17 protein-coding genes are annotated in these 21955 nt (G+C 39.0%); 8 read left to right on the top strand and 9 right to left on the bottom strand.

The window, feature by feature from the left end; all coding sequences use genetic code 11:
- Window positions 1–548: 548 nt before the first annotated feature.
- Window positions 549–1562, bottom strand: coding sequence for a CdaR family transcriptional regulator (locus tag AC4G3N_RS09715; RefSeq protein WP_491090103.1), 1014 nt, complete (start codon window positions 1560–1562; stop codon window positions 549–551).
- 202 nt (window positions 1563–1764) lie between these two features.
- On the opposite strand from AC4G3N_RS09715, the gene AC4G3N_RS09710 reads away from it, so the two are divergent.
- From AC4G3N_RS09710 to AC4G3N_RS09700, 3 genes are all read left to right on the top strand, one after another.
- Window positions 1765–3060 carry a GntP family permease gene (locus tag AC4G3N_RS09710; RefSeq protein WP_066109605.1) on the top strand — a complete coding sequence of 432 codons (1296 nt, stop codon included), beginning with the start codon at window positions 1765–1767 and terminating at the stop codon, window positions 3058–3060.
- A gap of 14 nt (window positions 3061–3074) precedes the next feature.
- Window positions 3075–4220, top strand: a complete 1146-nt coding sequence (locus AC4G3N_RS09705) for a glycerate kinase (protein ID WP_066109608.1) — start codon at window positions 3075–3077, stop codon at window positions 4218–4220.
- Between the two features lie 1122 nt (window positions 4221–5342).
- Window positions 5343–8858, top strand: coding sequence for a bifunctional 2',3'-cyclic-nucleotide 2'-phosphodiesterase/3'-nucleotidase (locus AC4G3N_RS09700; RefSeq protein ID WP_148630344.1), 3516 nt, complete (start codon window positions 5343–5345; stop codon window positions 8856–8858).
- 50 nt (window positions 8859–8908) lie between these two features.
- On the opposite strand, the gene msrA is transcribed toward AC4G3N_RS09700, so the two are convergent.
- From msrA to AC4G3N_RS09685, 3 genes are all read right to left on the bottom strand, one after another.
- A complete protein-coding gene (gene msrA, locus AC4G3N_RS09695; protein ID WP_491090102.1) occupies window positions 8909–9868 on the bottom strand; it encodes a peptide-methionine (S)-S-oxide reductase MsrA in 960 nt (319 codons plus the stop codon).
- Window positions 9869–10108: 240 nt separating this feature from the next.
- The gene (locus tag AC4G3N_RS09690; RefSeq protein ID WP_139063886.1) at window positions 10109–10579 is read right to left on the bottom strand and encodes a PaaI family thioesterase; all 471 of its coding nucleotides are present in this window, start codon (window positions 10577–10579) and stop codon (window positions 10109–10111) included.
- Between the two features lie 130 nt (window positions 10580–10709).
- Window positions 10710–11444: a DUF2238 domain-containing protein gene (locus AC4G3N_RS09685; RefSeq protein WP_066109620.1), complete on the bottom strand. Its 735-nt coding sequence runs from the start codon at window positions 11442–11444 to the stop codon at window positions 10710–10712.
- 190 nt (window positions 11445–11634) lie between these two features.
- On the opposite strand from AC4G3N_RS09685, the gene AC4G3N_RS09680 reads away from it, so the two are divergent.
- Window positions 11635–12108 carry a hypothetical protein gene (locus AC4G3N_RS09680; protein WP_491090101.1) on the top strand — a complete coding sequence of 158 codons (474 nt, stop codon included), beginning with the start codon at window positions 11635–11637 and terminating at the stop codon, window positions 12106–12108.
- A gap of 64 nt (window positions 12109–12172) precedes the next feature.
- On the opposite strand, the gene AC4G3N_RS09675 is transcribed toward AC4G3N_RS09680, so the two are convergent.
- The 5 genes from AC4G3N_RS09675 to AC4G3N_RS09655 all read right to left on the bottom strand — a co-directional run bounded on the left by AC4G3N_RS09675 (window position 12173) and on the right by AC4G3N_RS09655 (window position 16654).
- Window positions 12173–13393 carry a glutathionylspermidine synthase family protein gene (locus AC4G3N_RS09675; protein ID WP_491090290.1) on the bottom strand — a complete coding sequence of 407 codons (1221 nt, stop codon included), beginning with the start codon at window positions 13391–13393 and terminating at the stop codon, window positions 12173–12175.
- Complete coding sequence (locus AC4G3N_RS09670) at window positions 13386–13847, bottom strand: RNA helicase (RefSeq protein WP_066109622.1); 462 nt, start codon at window positions 13845–13847, stop codon at window positions 13386–13388. The genes AC4G3N_RS09675 and AC4G3N_RS09670 overlap by 8 nt, the downstream gene beginning before the upstream one ends.
- A gap of 18 nt (window positions 13848–13865) precedes the next feature.
- Window positions 13866–14264 carry a DUF350 domain-containing protein gene (locus AC4G3N_RS09665; protein ID WP_066109625.1) on the bottom strand — a complete coding sequence of 133 codons (399 nt, stop codon included), beginning with the start codon at window positions 14262–14264 and terminating at the stop codon, window positions 13866–13868.
- Between the two features lie 23 nt (window positions 14265–14287).
- The gene (locus AC4G3N_RS09660; protein ID WP_066109628.1) at window positions 14288–14623 is read right to left on the bottom strand and encodes an aminotransferase yhxA; all 336 of its coding nucleotides are present in this window, start codon (window positions 14621–14623) and stop codon (window positions 14288–14290) included.
- A gap of 282 nt (window positions 14624–14905) precedes the next feature.
- Complete coding sequence (locus AC4G3N_RS09655; RefSeq protein WP_491090099.1) at window positions 14906–16654, bottom strand: solute:sodium symporter family transporter; 1749 nt, start codon at window positions 16652–16654, stop codon at window positions 14906–14908.
- Window positions 16655–16976: 322 nt separating this feature from the next.
- Here AC4G3N_RS09655 and AC4G3N_RS09650 point away from each other — a divergent pair, with 322 nt between their 5' ends.
- The 4 genes from AC4G3N_RS09650 (at window position 16977) to galT (ending at window position 21872) form a co-directional block, all read left to right on the top strand.
- Window positions 16977–17966 carry a LacI family DNA-binding transcriptional regulator gene (locus AC4G3N_RS09650; protein WP_066109631.1) on the top strand — a complete coding sequence of 330 codons (990 nt, stop codon included), beginning with the start codon at window positions 16977–16979 and terminating at the stop codon, window positions 17964–17966.
- Window positions 17967–18172: 206 nt separating this feature from the next.
- A complete protein-coding gene (locus tag AC4G3N_RS09645; protein ID WP_491090098.1) occupies window positions 18173–19363 on the top strand; it encodes a galactokinase in 1191 nt (396 codons plus the stop codon).
- Complete coding sequence (gene galE, locus AC4G3N_RS09640) at window positions 19360–20352, top strand: UDP-glucose 4-epimerase GalE (RefSeq protein WP_139892033.1); 993 nt, start codon at window positions 19360–19362, stop codon at window positions 20350–20352. Before AC4G3N_RS09645 ends, galE begins: the two co-directional genes overlap by 4 nt.
- A gap of 32 nt (window positions 20353–20384) precedes the next feature.
- Window positions 20385–21872 carry a UDP-glucose--hexose-1-phosphate uridylyltransferase gene (gene galT / locus AC4G3N_RS09635; protein WP_491090097.1) on the top strand — a complete coding sequence of 496 codons (1488 nt, stop codon included), beginning with the start codon at window positions 20385–20387 and terminating at the stop codon, window positions 21870–21872.
- Window positions 21873–21955: the final 83 nt, after the last annotated feature.

Genomic DNA, 21955 nt, shown 5'->3' with positions numbered 1-21955 from the left:
CTAATGGTTTCATTCCTTCTCCTCCTATCTTTTTAATTACATATTGTCCTATTACATAAAAATTTGCATTGCTGTATAAACTAACAATAATGATCCCGCTTTAAGCGCAAAAGTTGATACTACACTTTTCAATTTCACAATCTCCTTTTCAAAAATAAGTGATCTTTCAAGTTGATTTCTCAACCTTACAGATACAGTATAGTCCAAAATGACTATAACAGTCCAGTGAAATTTTCAAAAAAAGTTTGTGAAATTATTCACTTATATTTTGTTAAGCACACCGTTTAATCTATTGGTATACATAGTTGTATACAAGTATTCATAGAAAAATATGATTGTGAAAGCAATGAAAACACTTCCAAAATCATGTGATTTATTTCACAAACTGTATTACTCTATAAAAATATAGACTATAACAGTTTTGTTATCTTGATAATTTTTTTCTAGATTTTATTCACAAACTTTTGTCTGTCTGCACCCAATTAATTCGACCTTCAATCTTCAATAAAAAAACCTAACCGAATGTTAGGTTTAAATGAATGAGGAATTTAATCCTTTAACATAATAAAGATCAACTCGAACAACTCGAATATTTGTTTAGGATCTTTACTTGTTATCTCCTTAATTTTATCCAGACGATATTGCAGCGTATTTCTATGAATATGTAACTCTTTTGATGTTAATGTCATATTGCCATTCTTATTAATATAGATCTGCAAGGTCTCCAGCAATTCCGGCGAAGAGATAAGAGAACCTTTAATATAGGAGTGATTAATAAACGAATCTATACCTATCTCGCTGATTCTGGATAAAAAGGATACATCCATATAATGAATAACTCTCTTTTGAAGATTTAATTTTTCACTAATTTGCATAGCACTGATTGCTTGATGATAGCTCTCAGAAATAGTGTCTACATGACTTCCAACACTGATCTTTATAGTCGAATTTTCATTAGTTAACAGGTCAGCCAAGGGTTTGACTCCGATATTATCCTGTAGCAGGATGATGGAATGCTCATCTTCCTCAAAAACAGGATAATTGATTCTTTTAGGACTTGGCTTTGGCTTTGCAATCAGGACAGATGTTTTTCTTGTCAGATCAAGCTGATAATTCAGGGCTTCCCTTTTTATTTCATCTGAGTATTGGTACTTCGTTTCTACTAATAACTTAAGAAACGCGGACTTCTTTTTACTAATCTCCTCCATACTCTTCAACGCGATTTCTTGTTCAATTAACAGAGAGACTGTGGTTTTGACTAGTTTGCAAAAAGGGATTACCTCATCCGGCTCGCCACTAATCCCAATAACACCTACCATCTTTTGATTAATGACAATCGGTTCATTTGTACCCTTTTTTTCGTACCTATTATCCTCTGTTATTGTAATCATCCTGCCTAAACGTAGGGCTTGGACTGCTCCAGTATGAAAGGTTCCGATTCTGTCCTTACTCCCACTGCCGATAATGATGCCCTTTTCGTTCATAATATTGATATTATATGGAATATCCGCCATCATTTTATCGACAATATGTTGCGCCTGTTTATTAGTTAACTGATACATGGTGAACAAAACCTTTCTTTATTTCTGTACCGCCTTATCTTATGATCCGTAAATCTTCTCCTATATTTCCATTATAAACTAACAAACCTCTCATCACTTTCTTTGTGCGTTTGCACAAAGAAAATCATCTATCCATCAATAGAATTGTAACCGCTACCAAACTATAATAAGACGTATTCCACACTACTTAGGAGGTTACAAGATGGACGGGATTATGATTAGTTGGATTGGGGCTTTAGCTGGTCTGGCAATAGCCATTATCTTAATCTTAAAAAAGCTGAACCCGCTGTATGCTCTATTTTTAGGAGCCATACTCGGATGTTTAATAGGTGGAGCTAACCTTGAGGAAACAATCAATATACTTGTTGGCGGCACTCAAAGTGTTATGGGGACTGTTATTCGTGTTCTTGCCGCTGGAGTTTTGGCTGGTGTCATGATGGAATCCGGGGCTGCAGAAACAATCGCCCAATCTATTGTTTCTAAATTAGGGGAAAAGAAGGCTCTCATTGCATTAGCTCTTGCCACCATGATTATTACAGCGGTTGGGGTATTTATCCCTGTAGCTGTCCTGATTGTAGCGCCTATCGCTTTATCAATTGGTAATAAAATGGGCATTTCAAAAATTGCTCTATTATTAGCACTATCCGGAGGAGGAAAAGCGGGTAACATCATCTCGCCAAACCCGAATACAATTGCAGCAGCCCGAGGGTTTGATTTAGAACTTAGCGATGTAATGATTGCAGGTCTTATCCCAGCAATTTTCGGCTTAATCGCAACTGTTCTCATCGCCACTTTAATCAAAAATAAAGGCGAAAAAGTTTCAGATAATGAGGTTGTGGATCTTGATCATGGTTCAGCTAACTATCCTCCACTGAATAAAGCAATCGTAGCTCCATTAGTAGCCATTATCTTATTAATGATTAATCCAATCGGTTCAATTTTAAATATAGAGGCCTTATCCAGCTTTAAAGTAGATGCTATGTACATTCTCCCCCTTGCAGGTATCATTGGAACAATAGCTATGGGGAAATCAAAAAATTTATTGAAATATACAGCATCAGGCTTGGATAGAATGACAGTAACTGTGTTAATTCTAATTGGTGCAGGTGCCATCGGAGGATTAATTTCTCAATCCAATCTATCCGCACAGGTTGTTTCATTAATTGAAGCTACCGGTATCTCTGGTACATTCCTGGCACCTATAGCAGGTATTTTAATGGCAGCAGCCACTGCCTCTACATCTACTGGCGTTATTATTGCCACAGGATCATTCAGCGAAGCTATTTTAGACATGGGAGTTGCACCACTTGCCGCTTCAGTTATGGTTCACTCAGGTGCAACAGTAATTGATTCATTACCGCACGGAAATTATTTTCATGTTACAGCGCAAAGCATGAACATGTCCATTAAACAAAGGATGTCCGTAGTCGGCTACGAAGCAATTGTCGGTGCAACCATGACGATTGTAGCCACCATTTTATTCGGATTTATTTTATAACAGGAGGGGTTACAATGAGCAAAACGTTTGTACTTGCACCAGATTCTTTTAAGGAAAGCATGACAGCAAAAGAGGTATGCATTGCAATGGAAGCAGGTATTAAAAAGGTCTATCCAGATGCAGATTTTATCCATGTTCCGATGGCAGATGGCGGAGAAGGTACTGTCCAGTCACTCATTGATGCAACAGGCGGCACTCTCTATTCATTAGACGTTACAGGTCCACTCGGCAACCCCGTAACTGCTCGATATGGAATTATGGGGGATCATGAAACCGCAGTTATTGAAATGGCAGAAGCCAGCGGTATTCACTATGTCACCCAAGAAACAAAAAATCCACTCATTACTACTACATATGGTACAGGTGAATTGATTCGCGCCTGTTTAGATAAAGGGATTAAAAAAATCATCATTGGAATTGGCGGCAGTGCTACTAATGACGGAGGAACAGGTATGGCTGAGGCGCTGGGTGTTCAGTTTCTTGATAAAGAAGGAAACCATATCCCTAGAGGAGGTGGCTACTTAAATCAATTGCATACAATTGATACGTCTAAAATAGATACACGTCTAGCTGATGTAACCATGATAGTTGCCTGTGATGTAACGAACCCTTTATGCGGCGAAACTGGAGCATCTCATGTTTTCGGGCCTCAAAAAGGCGCCACACCTGAAATGGTTAAACAGCTAGATCAGAATCTAGCGCATTATGCTGACATGGTAGAGCAGCAATTAGGACAAGCTGTTCGGAACACCCCAGGCTCTGGAGCTGCTGGTGGCCTGGGTGCTGGCTTACTCCTGTTTACAAATGCCACTCTTCAAAAAGGGATTGACATTGTAATCGAATTCAGTGGGTTACGAGAAAAACTTAAGAACGCTGACTACGTGTTCACAGGCGAGGGCGGCATTGACTATCAAACGCAATTTGGCAAAACACCTTATGGGGTCGCGCAAGCTGCAAAAGAACTTGACAAAAAAGTAATAGCAGTTGCCGGATACATTGGGGAAGGTATTGAAGAGCTTTACGACAAAGGAATCGATGCCATCTTCGGAATCATCCCAGAACTCGCACCCCTAGACCAAACCCTAAAAAACGGCCCTAAAAACATAGAAAGAACCTGTGAGAATATTGCAAGAGTGCTGAAGGGCCTTGATCAGGAGTAAGGAGCATAAGACAGAGGCTCGGAGGGGATGTTCTTCCCCCGCAGAGGCTATGCTTATGTCCCGAACTCCTAGGCCCTGAAGCCAGACTACTTAGAGTGCTGAAGGGCCTCTAAGTACGGAACGAAGACTAAAAACGCCACGTCCTGTGGCAACGTCTTCATGACCTACATCCTGTAGGCCCGCGAAAAGCATAAGACGAATACTCGAAGGGAGGGTTCTTCTCCCGTAGATTTTTGCTTATGACTCGAGCTCCTAGGCCCTGAAGCCGGACTACTTAGAGTGCTGAAGGGCCTCTAATAAAGGAACAAAGACTAAAAACGCCACGTCCTAATACACCTTCAAAAGACCTTTAGAACCCTCATCTCGGAAGCCTCCGACAACCATTTCTATGCGGTTAGGAACCTATGTCAAATCTGAAAGACTTTAGTGTATTTCCTAACATTACAAATAATAAAAGAGGCTGGGACATAAGTATTTCAGTCAATGATAAATCCGAACTATTAGGTGATATTTTAATAAATATTTCGCCTAATAGTTCGGATTTTTATTTGTTTTCAATAGATTAGTTAGTTCTATATACCATTATTAAACTTAGTGGAATGGAGCGGAAGCCACCGACTCCTGCGGGAAGTAGAGGAAAGACTGAGACCTGAGCAAGGCGCAGCCTAGGAGGCTAAAGCCCTCCTCCCCGCGGAAAGCGAGTGGAGTAAGCGCGCAATGAAACGAACTTTTCTTCCAACTTAACTCTTTAATAAGTAACAAAGTCGATAAATTAGATATCGTTCGTCTTTTCAGGAACGTTTATAAGTTATTGTTCCAATCTTCTTTTTTAGTCCTTATAATCCTCTTATCCCTTTTGATAGTCTCCGCATATTCTATTTTATGAAATACCAAACCAAATTCTCATGTCTTCTCCAAAATAACCGATTACTTTGACATCCATTATACCTATATTTAATTATGCACTGAGTAATGATAACTAGTTTTTTAACCTGAACCAATATAATTAATAGTAGTATTTAACTGTTATCCTAGATACCTATCCATATACCACTTTAAATTTGATATATTTGTAAGCGGAGCCTAAAACTCTCAAAAAAATACAAAGGATAGGTGCCTCGTATGAAACTATGGAGTAGTATTAAAGGTCGGATCTTTTTAACAAGTACAATGGCAATCAGCTTGGCAGCAACATCATTTATGACAAGTGAAGCAGAAGCCACCAATCACAAGCATCATAAGCCTAAGGGACAATCACAAGTAGAACTCCGTATTATGGAAACGACAGATATTCATACTAATCTTTTAAGCTATGATTATTATAAAGATAGCTCCGCCCCTAACATAGGTTTAGCTAAAACAGCTACTCTCGTAAAAAAGGCACGTTCAGAAGTAAAAAATTCTGTATTAGTTGATAATGGCGATTTAATTCAAGGGACACCTCTTGGCACATATAAAGCTAAAATCGATCCGTTAGAAAGAAGAGAAACACATCCAGCCATAAAGGCTATGAATATCATGGATTATGATATAGCGACTCTTGGAAACCACGAGTTTAACTATGGGTTGAAATATCTGAACGAAGTATATAATGACGCTGATTTTCCTGTCATTAATGCAAACGTATACATTGATGATCAGGATAACAATCCACGCAATGATGTACATAAATTCCAGCCCTATAAAATCGTCAATAAAAAAGTTAAAGACCAATCCGGAAAAACCAAAATCATCAAGATTGGCTATATCGGGTTTGTTCCACCACAAATCAACGAATGGGACAAGGCCCATCTTGATGGAAAGGTCATTACAAAGGATGTTGTAGCAACTGCTAAAAAATACATTCCTGTCCTAGAGAAAAAAGGTGCGGATGTAATTGTTGCTATGGCTCACTCCGGTTTTAATGGGAATCTCGATAATACAGAGGATACCGTATATGCTTTAAGCAAAGTACCTGGTATTGATGCTCTCACTTTTTCACACACACATAAAGTATTCCCAGCTAAAACCGTTACTGAATTAGATGCTTTATTCAAAGATTCTGCAGGAAATCCTCTTCCTGGTGTTGATAATACTAAAGGAACCATTAATGGCGTACCTGCTGTTCAGGCAGGGTATGGTGGCGCTGCACTTGGAATTATTGATTTGACATTAAAACAAGTAAAAGGTGAGTGGGAAGTATCCAAATCTCAATCCTCCACAAGGAGTGTTGACGAGTCTGTACAACCTGATAAATCGATTGTTCGTGCTGTTCAAAAGGATCACGAAGGTACGTTGAAATATATTGATACTCCTATCGGTACTACAACTGATGATATTTACAGCTACTTCGCACTGGTTCAGGACGATCCATCTGTTCAGGTCGTTACGAATGCACAAAAATGGTATGCAGAAAAGTACATTGAATTAAATAAACCGGAATTAAAGGATTTGCCTATATTGTCTGTTGGTGCTCCGTTTAAAGCTGGCCGAAACGGTGTTGATGAGTTCACCGATATTAAAAAGGGCGATTTAACCATTCGAAGCGCCGGTGATTTATATCTCTACGACAATACATTGAAAGCCGTTAAAATCAAAGGCTCCGTAGTAAAAGAATGGATTGAAATGTCGGCAGGTAAGTTTAATATGATAGACCCTGCCAAAGAAAGTGAACAAGAACTATTGAACCCTTCCTTTGCAGTATATAATTTTGATGTCATCGATGGTGTCAATTATCAAATTGATGTGACGAAGGCTCCAAAATATGCACCAAACGGTACTCTTATAAACCCAGAATCAAGCCGAGTAATTAATCTGGAGTACAATGGAAGTCCAATTGATCCAGATCAGGAATTTATCGTTGTGACAAACAACTATCGTGCCGGTGGCGGAGGTAACTTCCCTGGATTAAAAGGCAGTGAACTGGTCATTGATTCAGCAGATGAAAACCGCCAAGTTCTAATGGATTACATTTCTGAAGTAAAAGAAATCACACCAACTGCTGACCGCAACTGGTCTATTGCTCCAATATCAGGAAATGCGAATGTCACATTTACAACTTCACCAAAGGCAGAAGAGTATATTACAGATGAAACACCATTCACGTACACAGGAAAAACAGACTCTAAAGGCTTCGGAATCTTCAATATCAATCTAAATCGTGGAGTCAATGTTCAGTTACTGGGATTAAATGATTTACACGGACAGTTAGATACTGTCACTACTGTTGGAGATTTACCAACAGGACCTATTTCATATACAGCGGCAGCATTAAAGAAGGAAGAAGCTACAAATCCCAATACATTTCTAGTGCATGCCGGGGATATGATTGGAGGAAGTCCGTTAGTCTCCGCTTTATTCCAGGACGAGCCTACCGTTGAAATATTAGAAGCAATCGGATTTGATGTCGGAACATTTGGCAACCATGAGTTTGATGAGGGCATTGATGAACTAAAGCGTATGATGAATGGCGGCGACCATCCTAAAGGCAACGCTGACTATGACGGAATGAACTTTCCATTAGTAGCTGCCAATGCTTTTGACACTAGAGATGGGAATTTAATCACCCAGCCCTATACAGTTTTAGAAGCTGAGGGCGAAAAAATTGGTGTTATTGGCGTTGTAACTCAGGAAACGCCTACTATGATCGTAACAAAAGGAAATGAATCATTAAAAATCACAGATGAAGTAGCTGCCATCAACAAATATACAGATGAACTTAAGAAACAAGGAATTGAGGCTATTATCGTGCTAGCCCATAATCCCGCAACGCAAACTGGCTATACCGATTCCTTCGATGCAAGCCGGATTGCAGAGCAGATTAATGATGAAGTCGATGTGATTTTTGCGGCACATAACCATGTAAACGTGAACCGTGTTGTTGATGAAAAATTAATTGTTCAAGCTTACTCCTATGGAAATGCTTTTTCTGATGTAGATATCACCATTGACCCACTAACAGGTGATATCGTCAGCAAAACAGGGGAAATAAACACCGTTTACCAAAAGGACTATGCTCCAGATTCAGAAGTCTCATCTATTCTAAAAAAATACTCTGATCGCGTAGAACCCATTAAGGCGCAAATAATAGGCAATAATACGGCTTCTCTTGAAAAAAGCTATCCAACTACAGCAAGAGAATTCAGTGATATTGCCCTCGGTAATTTAATTGCAGATGGTATGAAGGCAGCCATGGATTCAGATTTCGCCTTAATGAATGGTGGCGGTGTACGCTCTCCATTAGACACAGGCGAGGTGACATTTGGAGATTTATTCGCCATCCAGCCCTTTGGTAACGTATTAAACAAAGTAAAGCTTAGCGGAGCTGATTTAGAAGTTATTTTAAATGAACAAATCACCGCAAGAGGTTTAGATTACCACGTGTCCGGTTTTAAATATACGTACACATATGACGACCAAGCGAAAACTGGTAAAGTAGTCGATATCCTTTTACCGGATGGCAGTAAAGTCGATCCGAATAAAGAATACACAGCCGTAATCAACAACTATATGTATGGAAATATCAGTACGAGCTTTGGTAAGCTATCAACAGATATGGAAGTCGGACCAGTTGATATAGATGCAACTGTTGAGTTTGTAAAAACCTTGCCTTCCCCGTTTGAGTATAAGGCAGAGGGTAGAATTCAAAAAATAGATTAACAAGTGATTAAAGGACTGCCAATTTCATAATAGGCAGTCCTTTCTTAGTTTTACTTATTAAATAAACTTAAATATTGACCGTATCCCTTTTCCTCTAACTGATCTAGAGGGATAAATCGGAGGGCGGCGGAGTTAATACAATAACGTGCTCGATCCGGGCCTGGCCCATCATCAAAAACATGCCCCAGATGAGAGTCTGATGTTTTGGACCTTACTTCAATTCTTCGCATCCCATATGAAGTATCAAGCTTTTCTTCCATTTCATGTCGCTGTATTGGTTTCGTAAAACTCGGCCAGCCACAGCCGGCATCATATTGGTCAAGTGAACTAAATAAAGGTTCACCCGAAATGATATCTACATAGATTCCCTCTTCCTTATTGTCCCAATATTCATTTTGAAATGGTGGCTCTGTTGCATTATTCCTTGTCACCTCGTATTGGAGCGGTGTTAATTCCGCTCGAAGCTGCTCATCACTTTTTGTATTCTTCCAATTATCTCTTATAAAACGAGCACGGCCAGATCCCTCTTTATAAAGATTATAGTGAAAAGGATTCTTCTTATAATAATGCTGGTGCTTCTCTTCCGCTCTGTAAAACGGACCAGCCGGGAGTATCTTCGTTACAATTTCCTCCTGAAATCGTCCACTGTTGGCTAGTTCCTTCTTAGAATCCTCGGCTAAACGATGCTGCTCTTCATTATGATAAAAAATGGCTGTTCGATAAGAATCGCCCCGATCATTAAATTGCCCTCCGGCATCTGTCGGGTCAATTTGCTGCCAATATTGTTTAAGCAATGTTTCATATGACATTTTTTCAGGGTCATAAGTAATTTGAACAGCTTCATAATGGCCTGTTGTATCACTGCAAACCTCTTCATATGTTGGATTCTCCGTATGTCCACCCGTATAACCGGATACGACTTTTATAATTCCCGGCTGCTCGTCAAATGGTGATACCATACACCAAAAACAGCCGCCCGCAAATGTTGCCAGTTCCAACTGATGATCCATTCAGTATACACCCCACTATCATTATTTTGGGTAATCAACCCTACTATCTTTTCCAACCCTACTTCTATCGTATTCAAACTCATATGCGTATTTATATAAACAATAAAAATGATTCCTACTATGTATCTTATCCCTCAAGTAAAAAGGCTGCTCTAAATGGTTTTATATTAAGGCAATAATAAAGGCAGTGCAAACAAAAGGTCTCATTACCCTTTGTTTAACACTGCCCCTTTAATTCATTTATTTTTTAAATGTACCAGGCATAACGACTGCTTCGACAACTCCCCTGGCACAAAGTATTTCATCAGCATAAACCTCTGTTTCCACTTTCCACTTTTTCGGGTGGATTTCAGTTAAAGAACCGATTGCAATTAATGGGACTCCCTCAGGTGTCGGTTTCATAAAATCAACATGTAATGAAGCAGTTACGAATCGAGGTGGAATTGCATCATCTCCCACATCAAATCCGTTTTTTCGATGGAGAGCCAGAGAGGCAGAGCCAGTCCCATGGCAATCAATTAAGGATGCAATGACTCCTCCATAGACAAACCCTGGTATTGCCATGTGATCAGATTTTGGCTCATATACGGTTTTAGTCTTATTACCATCCCAGCCAGTTCGAAAATGATGTCCATCTTTATTCAGTCGCCCACAGCCATAGCACCAAGCAAAATCATCTGGATAAATATCCTGGATTGCTTTTTCAATCATCTTTATCACCAAATCACTCCTTACTAAAATGAGTAGCTAAAGATTTTTTCAATTCAATATGCATATAAATCTGAGCACATTATCCTTTGGTTGGGTTAATGGCTGCAGGTGCAACTTCTTTTTGTCATAATTATGAACCAGTCTTTTCGGATTCAATCCACATCTTCTGTTCTTCTTCCTCTACGATTCTACTTTTTTGTTGCTTTTTTAAATTAATATAGCCAATTGCTGTGACAGTGAACGCACCGAGAGCATCTACAATAATATCTCCCATCGTATCCATTACAGCGTCTCGCCCAATCAAGACAACTCCCTCTCCTGTAATGAATTTTTGCATGTTTGTTCCTAAGACACCATCAGCAAGAAACTCATAAATTTCCCAAACGGTTCCACAGGTTATTGCAAAACAAAAGGCGAATAGAGCCACAAAAAAGGGACTTAAATCAATTGTTTTCTTGGTATTGTTAAGGAAATTCACAATAATGAATCCTAACGCTCCCAGCATAGCTGCACTAAAGCAATGTAGAATTAAATCCCAGTAAGGAACTTTATAATAAAAGTTTCGAACCTCACCAAGATAGATCGCACAAAATAAAAAGATAAAATACATAATTTCCATGATATCCGGTATATCAATGCGGAAGCGATGTTCAAGTTGGGATGGCAGGAAAATAACTATACATCCTGTTAAACATTGCAAAATCATTAATACATAATCACTTTTCACACGTTCATATTCATTTTGGGCAACGCCTGATGGGGCATTGATTAACATGTATATAGCATAAATGACTGATATCGCGAGTAATAGCAGAACTACTCTAAAAGTCCAGTTTTTCCTTTTTTCATATTTTATGTATTCCACTTTAACCCCTCCTCTCTCTTATTTTACCTTTATTGCCCTACATATTGGTATGGCAATGCTATAAAAGAAGAATTTTAATAGGATTACATAGTTTAGTAACTAAAGAGCTATCGGCTTAACTAGTTGTATGTTACACTTTCCCTTATTGGGTAATAATACCAAAATATCAGATATCTATGGCGGTGAACAGATGAGGCTTCCTAATGGGATAACCGGATTCTTCGATTCAGCAGATAATCAACTGACACCAATGGACGAAAGGCAGTTCAAGCAGCTCTGTTATTCTATTGTTAATTACAATGGCGGAACGCTTAATAAATGGAGAGATCCTGCATATCCAACGAGTTTTTATCATGCACACATATCATTTAATAATGAGGAATTACATATTTTACTGAATAAGCATTATCCCTTGCTTGCTTTTGCCTCAAGTGTTGAGTATGAATACATTGAATTCATTGATCTCCCCCATCTTGTCGAGACATTTTCCTCTTTTTATAAAGTATTGCATACAAGTGAGCTGAACGAGACTGTCATTATTAAAAATCATTTAAAGCATGATTTTTTACAAAACGAACATGATTTAACTCTCGCTGAATTAGAGAAAATTAAGTATTGGAAACCTAATATAGTTGGAGAGATTATTTTTAACTATTGGGATTAGGAAACCAAGGGAACCTATTATAGGGCCTTCCTTGGATGATAGTAAAGGTAAAACAAGCAATCTATCAATCACCTATACCAACAGGCAAGTAATAGGATAGATTATTGGTAATCATTCCGCCAACCCTGTAGCCGAAGGCAGATGATTTTCCGTTAAGCAGGAAGCTTCCCAAGAGCAACCGGCCTTCCTGAAGCCCCTTTTCACTTAGATATTGTACAGTCGGCTGTTCCATATAAAGTTGATAAACTGAGGTGTACTCAGAATATGACTTTTGGCTATCTGCGTACATTAATCGGCCATTTTCACTAAAGATTTCAACTGTGTCGCCCTCACGCCCAAAGGCTGGTTTTTTCACATAAGGCAGTTGTTTTTTCAAAAAGGGCTCAGCTTCAAGGTATGTCGGCAGAAAATAATCCTCTACCCACTTATGTTCCTCCTCCGTAAAAAAAGGATGCCCCTCTTCATGCAATCCCCAAATGACAGCCTGAACTGCTTTATTTTGCAGTAAAAATGCCGATGGTGGATTCAGGATGGATAGCTTCCCCTCTTCCACTAACTCTAGCAACCATAAGCCAATTGTATTCCCATCTTTGTCCTGATCCATAATAATATTTTCAATCGGAAAAGTCTGCCGATAAAGGATATCAATCCTGACTCCATTCTCATCGAATAAGCCTACGCCTCTTTGAATTTGCAGCTTATGCAAGGGAGTGAACTTGGATGAGGGTACAGCCTGTTTAAGATACTGAACGGTTTCTCTGTCCTCAATATGATCCTCATGAGCCGTAAACACGATATGCGGAGCTTTTCCCTTACTGACTTGCTGGATACTTTCCTGAACTGCCTTATACAACTGCACCTCCAAGCCATCATTTGGATTCCCTGCCCCAAACTCTTTGCAAATACGTCCATTTATATGAAATAATTCTTTAATAAATGTAGGAGTATCTGAATTAATCTCGATACACTTATAACCATCTCCGTATGGAATTAGATCCAGGCGCGCAATCACACTTTCAGCCGGGTGAACTTTAAGTCTTAAAAAAGAAATGGTCTCTTCTGGATAACCCATCTCAAGAAAAGTTTCATATGGAACTTTACGTAATAGCGAAGCCATTTTTGAGTATACCCTGCCAATTCGTTCAGTAGCTAGGCGTATATGTGCTGCCTCTTGCCTGCCTATCAGCTTCATATCATATAAGGCATATTCCTCACCATAAAGATTAGCCCAAAAGCCCTCTATATGATCATAAAATTTGCTTCTTCTTTCATGGTACTTATCCATCAACATCATCTAACTCCTTAACATAAATCACATAAACACCCCGGTCTTCATCAATCTCAGTGGACGTCACTAACATCTGTCCGGCGCCCGGTACATCAACTACATCCTTCAAGAGATAGCGGAGTACTTCATAATGATTCTCGTAAGGAGTGCAAGAAAGCAGCCGATAGTTTTCCCGTAATTCATGGTTTCGAAATTCAATATGAATCCCTTGACCACGGTAGTTTTTTTCTTTCTCCCCCTGCAAATTCCTCCCTGTTTCCTTAACCACAAGGATTTCCTCTTCAGCAGACATTTCATTCGATATTAGCTCATATTGTGTTCCTCTTACAATAAAATACGTACAAAGCTGTCTGGCATAGCACTCATCCACCCCAACAGTTGGGAGATTGTATTGATAAAAGGGCTCAAACCGCTCATTTCCTTTATCTAAATAATACGTTAATTGCTTCACTCCACTTACCTGCCTTATTTAATAGGATAGACATTTCGCTAAAATTAACCCCACAGCCAGTGACAACGAGACTAACATGATTCCAACAGCATGATTATCTTCCTCGATTGCTTGATGAATGCTAAACCTTATCGTAAGAACCTCGGCAAGCAAGAACACAACAATCTGTGAGACAATCCCGATAACTCCCCATATCACCATATCTCTAAGTGATACGGAATATTCAATTGCTGCCCCAAGTACGATTGAGAGCCCAACGATCTTACCGCCGAGTGACATGGCTGCTGTAGAGTTCTTCTCAGAAATCAGCTTGAATTCCCTCAGCTTTGGCGTACTTATAGTAAATAAAGCAATCCCTGCAGCAAGCAATAACAAGGCTACTCCTAAATATGAAAGAAAATTAAGATATAAATTCATATAAATCCTCCTTTTTCAAAGGCTTAACCTCCAAAAGATTTTGTTCCGCTGCCAAATCCCGAACTAGCCTTAATCCCCCCCTTAAAAGAAGAACTATTTTTATAGGATTGGTAGCCCTTATTGTTCAGAAGCATGCTTCGATTTCCATAAAAATAACCGCCATAATAATAATGGCCGTGATACCTCGAGTTGTCATCATCACACTCCCAAACACCATCATCATCATCCCATTTCCAATCTCCGCAGTCTGAATCTGTGGGTTTTGGAGGAAGATCTGCATTTGATGTCCCACACCCGACCAAACCAATGGTCAACGCAGTTACAGTCACACCAATCATGATTTTTTTGGTTTTATTCAATCATCTCACCTCAATCCCTCTTTCGTTATATTTTACTAAATACTTCCAATAAAAAGTATAATAATTGGAAGAAGAATTTATGTCTTTCTCTTTAGTTATAGGGATTATTTATGTATAACACCTGCTTACGAAAGTATTTAGTATTCTAAAGTAACCGACACCCTACTAACCAACACATATAATCCCTGCTGAAAAACTATTAAAGACGATTGATTTATTCTCCGAAAAAAATCACCTTCCTTACTCAGGAAAGTGATTTTAGATTACTATATTGTAAATTTACTACAATACATTTTTATTAAGATTGGTTTTTTCTATAGGTTTAGTTATATTTGCCCTACTTCCATTTTTCTTGGTTATGTATAAACCGATTAGACAAATTAGAGCAGCTCCGGCAAGCCAAGCCCAAGTATGTACACCAAAGCCTATTTCACTTGCGAGACCGAGTTTTGAGAATACGATATAAAAAGCAGTGACACAGAAGATCATTCCCCAGGCAGCTTCCTGACGATATTTCCATGGATCCAGGTTTACAAGATTGCGGCTTGGAAGAACGTATGCCTCTTCTCTTGGTTTGATTTTACCGATTATCAACATAAGCAGACAGCTGATGACAAACAGAATAGCCAATTGATATAAGAAGCTCATCTCAGGTTTAACAACCAGCTGAAGGATTGCATACGTTGCAATAAAGAAGGTTATGGCTATTTTCGCTGCGATAGCTGGAACTCTCTTTGTCACATAACCAATAAAGATAATCGTGAAAATCGGTACATTGAAAAAGCCGTTTATAACTTGTAAGTATTGGAACAACCCGCTTGGTGCATACATAATCAGTGGTGCGATAAACATGGAGATCAGAGCAATGAAGACACCGAACCATTTCCCTTTCCTGACAATTTCCTCATCAGATTTATTTTTTCCAAAGGTTGGCGCATACACATTGATCGCAAATAAAGTTGACGCGCTATTTAAGATTCCATTAAAGACACTTAATACAGATCCAAACATAGCAGCTGCAAACAAGCCAATTAACGGTTTCGGCATTACTTCTGTTACAAGAGCTGAATACATTGTGTCTGGGTTAGCTCCCGTATTACCGATAATCTGAAATGCCATAATCCCAGGGATAATAACAATAATCGGTGTAAAGATTTTCATTAAACCGACAAACATGATCCCCTTTTGTCCTTCTTTTAAATCCTTGGCTGCCAAAGCACGTTGAATAATAGATTGATCAGTTCCCCAATAATAAAAGTTCACTAGTAAAAGGCCCGTTAAAGCCGCTCCAAATGGAACAACATCATGATTGGTACCAATTGCATTAAACTTTTCAGGAGTCGCTGCAACAAATTGTGAAAACCCTTGAGATATGCTGCCGTCTCCTAAAGTAAGCAACGCAAAAATTGGGACTAATAAACCGCCAATGGCCAAAGCAACTCCATTAAATGTATCTGAAATCGCAACCGCTTTCAATCCACCCAATACTGCATAGAAGAAGCCGATTATTCCGATTAACCACACCATAATCCAAATGCCAGCCTCATAGCTGATATGAAAAGTGCTTTCAATATCAAACATTTGGCTTAATGCAATGGCGCCCGAATAAAGGGTCGTTGGTAGCATATTTAACACATATCCCAACAAGAATAATATCGACACAAACGATTTAACTTGACTGTCATACCGATCTTCTAGAAATTCAGGAATAGTTGTGATTCCTTGTTTTAAATAACGTGGAAGCAGATAAATAGCTACTAACGCTAAAACGAATCCGGATGTAACTTCATAAGCCATGTTACTCATATTCCCCGCAAAGGATTGCCCGCTCATTCCAACGAATTGTGTGGCATTTAGGTTCGTTAATAGCAGGGACATCCCAATAACGCCCCATGTTAGACTTCTTCCGCCTAAGAAATAATTATCCTTAGATACTTTTCCTTTAACCCTTTCTTTCCTCAATTTTGAAAATGTATAGTAGGCAACTACACCCGTAAAGAGAATAAAAGAAAGAATGATATACCACTGCACAATGGTTCCCCCCTGTTGACTTATTATAAAAACGTTTTCATGGGTATCATAATAAATTTTAGTAAATTAATCAATTTATTTACTAAATACACAGAAAATAATTTTGTATCTTCTAAAAAATATCAAGGAATTATTAACACGAGTGATTGGTAGTGGTTATCGTAATGGTTATCTATATTTTATGTATTTCATACTTCTATCCCTTACACCCTTCCTTAATAAAACGAAAATAATCTAAAGAAATTTACTAAAAAGTATAGTATACTGAAAGCGCTAAAATAACCGGATTTTACTTTTAGAAAAGAAAGGGGGCAGCTGTCCAATGGCCACCATTAAAGATATCGCAAATATGGTTGGAGTTTCGATTGCGACCGTTTCAAGAGTGCTTAATTACGACAACTCTTTATCAGTCAGTGATGAGACGAAAAAAAGGATTTTTGAAGCGGCTGAAGAATTAGACTATCAAAAAAAACCTAAACGCAAACCTATCATGTATAAAGTAGGAATCGTGAATTGGTATACTGAAAAAGAGGAATTAGACGATCTTTATTATATGGCAATCAGACTTGGCGTGGAAAAGCGCCTGGAATACCACAATATGAAGTTCACTAATTTTTCTATAGAGCATTTGCGTTCCCTCCAAAATGAAGGATTTCAAGGAATTATCGCAATTGGTAAATTCAGCGAAAACCAGGCTGAGGAACTAAAGAGTGTGTCAAGTAACCTTGTTTTTGTAGATAGTTCACCTAATGACGATCAATTCGATTCTGTTATAGTTGATTTCGAAAAAGCCACACGAAATATTCTTCAATATTTTCTGGATCAAGGACACACTAAAATTGGCTACTTAGGTGGGCGGGAAATTTATAAGGATCACACTTCCAAAATTGACGATCCTCGAAGAACTAGTTTTGAACGATTTCTATCGGACATGGGCCTCTATCAGGAAGCTTATGTGTATGAAGGCAAGTTTTCTGTTGAAGATGGATACCACCTGATGAAACAAGCAGTCAAGGACCACGAAGATGAAATTCCTACAGCCTTTTTTGCCGGAAATGACTCTATTGCTGTTGGAGCATTAAGGGCCCTTCAAGATGCAGGTGTCCGCGTACCGGATCAAGTTAGTATTGTTGGAGTAAATGATATTAGCATTTCAAAATATATGTCTCCCCCTTTAAGCACGGTTAAGGTCTATACCGAATTAATGGGTGAAACGGCAGTAGATTTATTGCTTGAGCAGTTTTCTGGAAGACAAGTCTCAAAGAAAGTAAGTATAGCTACACAACTTAAAATAAGAGGAAGCTCCAAGTAAAGCGCACAAATAAATGTGCGCTTTTTTGTATGGTAAACTAATTAGTAAAAATTTTAGTAAAATTAATTGACGTACTTTACTAATTTTTATTACAATAAAGTTGGATACGCTTTCAAAAAAAGGAAATATACTCTCGTTAAAAAGCAAACTGTTCGATTCACTAATTATAAAAAGCTTTACCTAAAATTTAGAGGGAAGTGACCAATATGGACCATCAAAAACTATTATCTGCATTTCACAGTATATTCTCAGGCAGTATGAATGATAAGGTTCGTACCTTTTTTTCACCTGGCCGAATCAACCTAATCGGTGAGCATACTGATTACAATGGTGGGTATGTTTTCCCATCTGCCATCACCTATGGCACATATGGGTTAGTACGACTGCGTGGAGACCGCACTATTCGGCTATATTCACTGAATTTCAAAGAGGTCGGGATAATTGAATTTTCTTTAGATGATCTGGATTATGACCCATCCCATCAATGGGCGAACTATCCTAAGGGAGTACTTCGATATATAGCCGAGAATGGAAATAATCTGCCGAACGGCCTTGATATTCTCATATACGGCAATATTCCAAATGGAGCTGGCCTTTCTTCCTCTGCTTCACTTGAAGTTTTAATCGGTGTAATGGTAAATGAAGTCTTTCAATTAAAGATAGACCGTATCGAGTTAGTAAAAATTGGTCAAAAGGTGGAAAACCAGTTTATTGGAGTAAACTCCGGTATTATGGACCAGTTTGCAATTGGAATGGGAAAAGCAAAATCAGCTATATTGCTTGATTGCCAGACTTTAAGCTATGAATATGCCCCATTTGATATAGCAGATCACCAGATTGTCATCATGAATACGAATAAACGAAGAGAACTGGCAGATTCAAAATATAATGAACGGCGAAGCGAATGTGAATCAGCGCTTGCAAGACTGCAAACAGCAACTGATATATCCTCCCTTGGAGAACTATCTATCGATCTTTTTGATCAACATAAAGCTGTCATTGCCGATTCCACACTTGAAAAACGGGCACGCCATGCAGTTTATGAAAATGAACGCACAAAAAAAGCCTTTCAAGCCTTACAGGATGGTAATTTAGTCCAATTCGGTATCTATATGAACGAGTCCCATATTTCACTTCGGGATGATTACGAGGTAACCGGACCGGAACTCGACGCATTAGTGGAGGCAGCCTGGCAGCAAAAAGGTACCGTTGGCTCTAGAATGACGGGGGCCGGTTTTGGCGGCTGTGCGATTGCATTGGTTCAATCAGCTCATATCGAACGTTTTATTCAGGAAGTCGGTGATGCGTACAAACAAACAATCGGTTATGAGGCAGACTTTTATGTTGCCAGCATTGGTGATGGAACAAAGGAAATTATAACGGAGGCGATTGTATGAGTACACTAGTTCTTGGTGGGGCTGGTTATATTGGTTCCCATGCCGTATACCAACTACTCGACGAAGGTTACGACACAGTGGTGGTTGATAATTTACAAACAGGCCATAAAGGAGCCATACATCCAAAGGCAAGATTTTATCAAGGAGATATTCGAGACAAGGACTTTTTACGCGAAGTTTTTACGAAGGAAAAGGTAGACGCTGTACTTCATTTTGCTGCCTATTCACTTGTTGGAGAATCTATGGAAAAGCCGCTCGAGTATTTCCGTAATAATGTATATGGAACACAAGTACTGCTTGAAGTGATGAACGAGTTCAATGTTAAGCATATTGTCTTCTCCTCTACCGCAGCTACATATGGAGAGCAGGAACAAACACCGATTACGGAAGAAATGCAGACAAATCCAACGAATGCCTACGGTGAAACAAAACTGACGATGGAGAAATTGATGAAGTGGTGTGATACAGCCTACGGCATGAATTATGTGTCGCTCCGTTATTTTAACGTTGCCGGTGCCCGTTCAACCGGGGAAATTGGTGAAGACCATCATCCGGAAACACATTTAATTCCAGTAGTACTTCAAGTAGCATTAGGACAGCGAGAATCGATTTCCATTTTCGGAGATGATTATCCAACGGAGGATGGCACATGTATCCGTGATTATATCCATGTTGAGGACTTAATTGATGCTCATATTTTAGCATTGAAGTATCTTCAAAACGGTGGAGAAAGTAATATCTTTAACCTTGGCAGCAGCAATGGATTTTCAGTCAAGGAGATTGTCGAAGCAGCCAGAGCTGTAACAGGCCACGAGCTTCCCGCTAAAATCGCCCCTAAAAGATCCGGTGATCCAAGTACGCTAATTGCCTCTTCTGAAAAAGCCGGGCGCATTTTGGGCTGGAGACCAAAACGGACGTCCATCCAAAATATTATTACCGATGCCTGGAAATGGCATCAGGCCCATCCAAACGGCTATGGAGATAAGTAACCTAGTTAAATCGATTAAAAGGGGAAGATATCATGGAGATCTATGCAGCAGTTCAACACCTTTTGAATCAGGCTAAAAGATTACAAATGCTTGATTCAGCAGATGAAATATACGCCAGAAATCAGATATTGTCACTGCTTCATTTAGATGGCTTTTCGAAACATCCAGTAAAGAACGAGCTGTCGATCCCAGATTTATTGGATGTTATCGCTGATTATGCTGTTAAAACTAGCATTATTGAGGATTTAATAGTCAATAAAGATATTTTAAAGGCCAAGATAATGAATGTATTTATGCCAAGACCTTCAGAGCTAAATTACACTTTTTATCACAAGTATAAAGAATGCCCTGAGGAAGCAACCAAGTATTTTTATGAGTTAAGCCAGAATAGCAATTATATCCAAACTAAACAGATTGCGAAAAATATCAGCTACACGGTTGATACGGATTATGGGGAACTGGACATAACAATTAATTTATCAAAGCCTGAAAAGGATCCTAAACAAATCGCATTGGAGCGCGAGATGAAGCCTGCTACATCTAATTATCCAACTTGTCTCCTTTGTATTGAGAATGAAGGATACGCAGGACGGTTAAATCATCCTGCCAGGTCCAACCATCGTATGGTCCAGATTCCACTCGGGGAAGAATCATGGTATTTACAGTACTCACCATACGTATATTATAACGAGCATTGCATTCTGTTATCGGAACAACATCGTGATATGAAAATTAATTTCCATACGTTCACCAATTTGCTGATGTTTGTTAAAAAGTTTCCGCATTATTTCTTGGGATCTAATGCCGATATCCCTATTGTAGGGGGATCTATTTTAACCCATGACCATTATCAAGGCGGACGATATGAGTTCGCAATGGCCCGAGCGAAGGAAGAAGGGACTTTTTCAATTAAAGGGTTCCCTTCTATTTCTGCAAATATCGTGAAATGGCCTATGTCCGTAATTCGTATAAAAGGAGTTCGTCTGGAGGAAGTTGCAGGCGCAGCTGATCGGATACTCAAAAAATGGATTCACTATAGTGATCCATCAGTTAATCTTGTAGCCTATTCCGGAGATACCCGTCACAACACCATAACACCGATTGCAAGAATGCGAGATGGCCAATTTGAGCTTGATCTTGTTCTTCGCAATAATCGAACAAGTGAAGAGCATCCATTAGGAATCTTTCACCCTCACCAGGATGTTCACCATATCAAAAAAGAGAATATTGGTTTAATAGAAGTTATGGGTCTTGCTGTATTACCTGCCCGCTTACAAAAGGAGCTTATTGAGGTTGAAAAATATCTGCTCAATCAACGCAATGAAGTGGCAGATTATCACCAAGCCTGGGCTGAAGATCTAAAAGTAGTTAACGGGAAAGAAATCACTCCTGAATCCGTAAAAATGATTATCTCTCAGGCAGTCGGTTCCAAATTCCTGAGATGTTTAGAGGATGCCGGTGTATTTAAACGGACCCATGAAGGAAAGCAAGCATTCAAACGATTTATCGATATACTCTAACCGTAAAAGAACTTAGTTAGAAGAGAAAAAAGAAGGCAGATTTACGCCTTCTTTCTTCATTCCATTCATCTATACCAGTTTAC

The sequence above is a fragment of the Bacillus sp. z50 genome (genome assembly GCF_058313585.1).
Note: the sequence above shows the minus strand (reverse complement) of the source record. Positions and strands in the feature narration are given on the sequence as shown.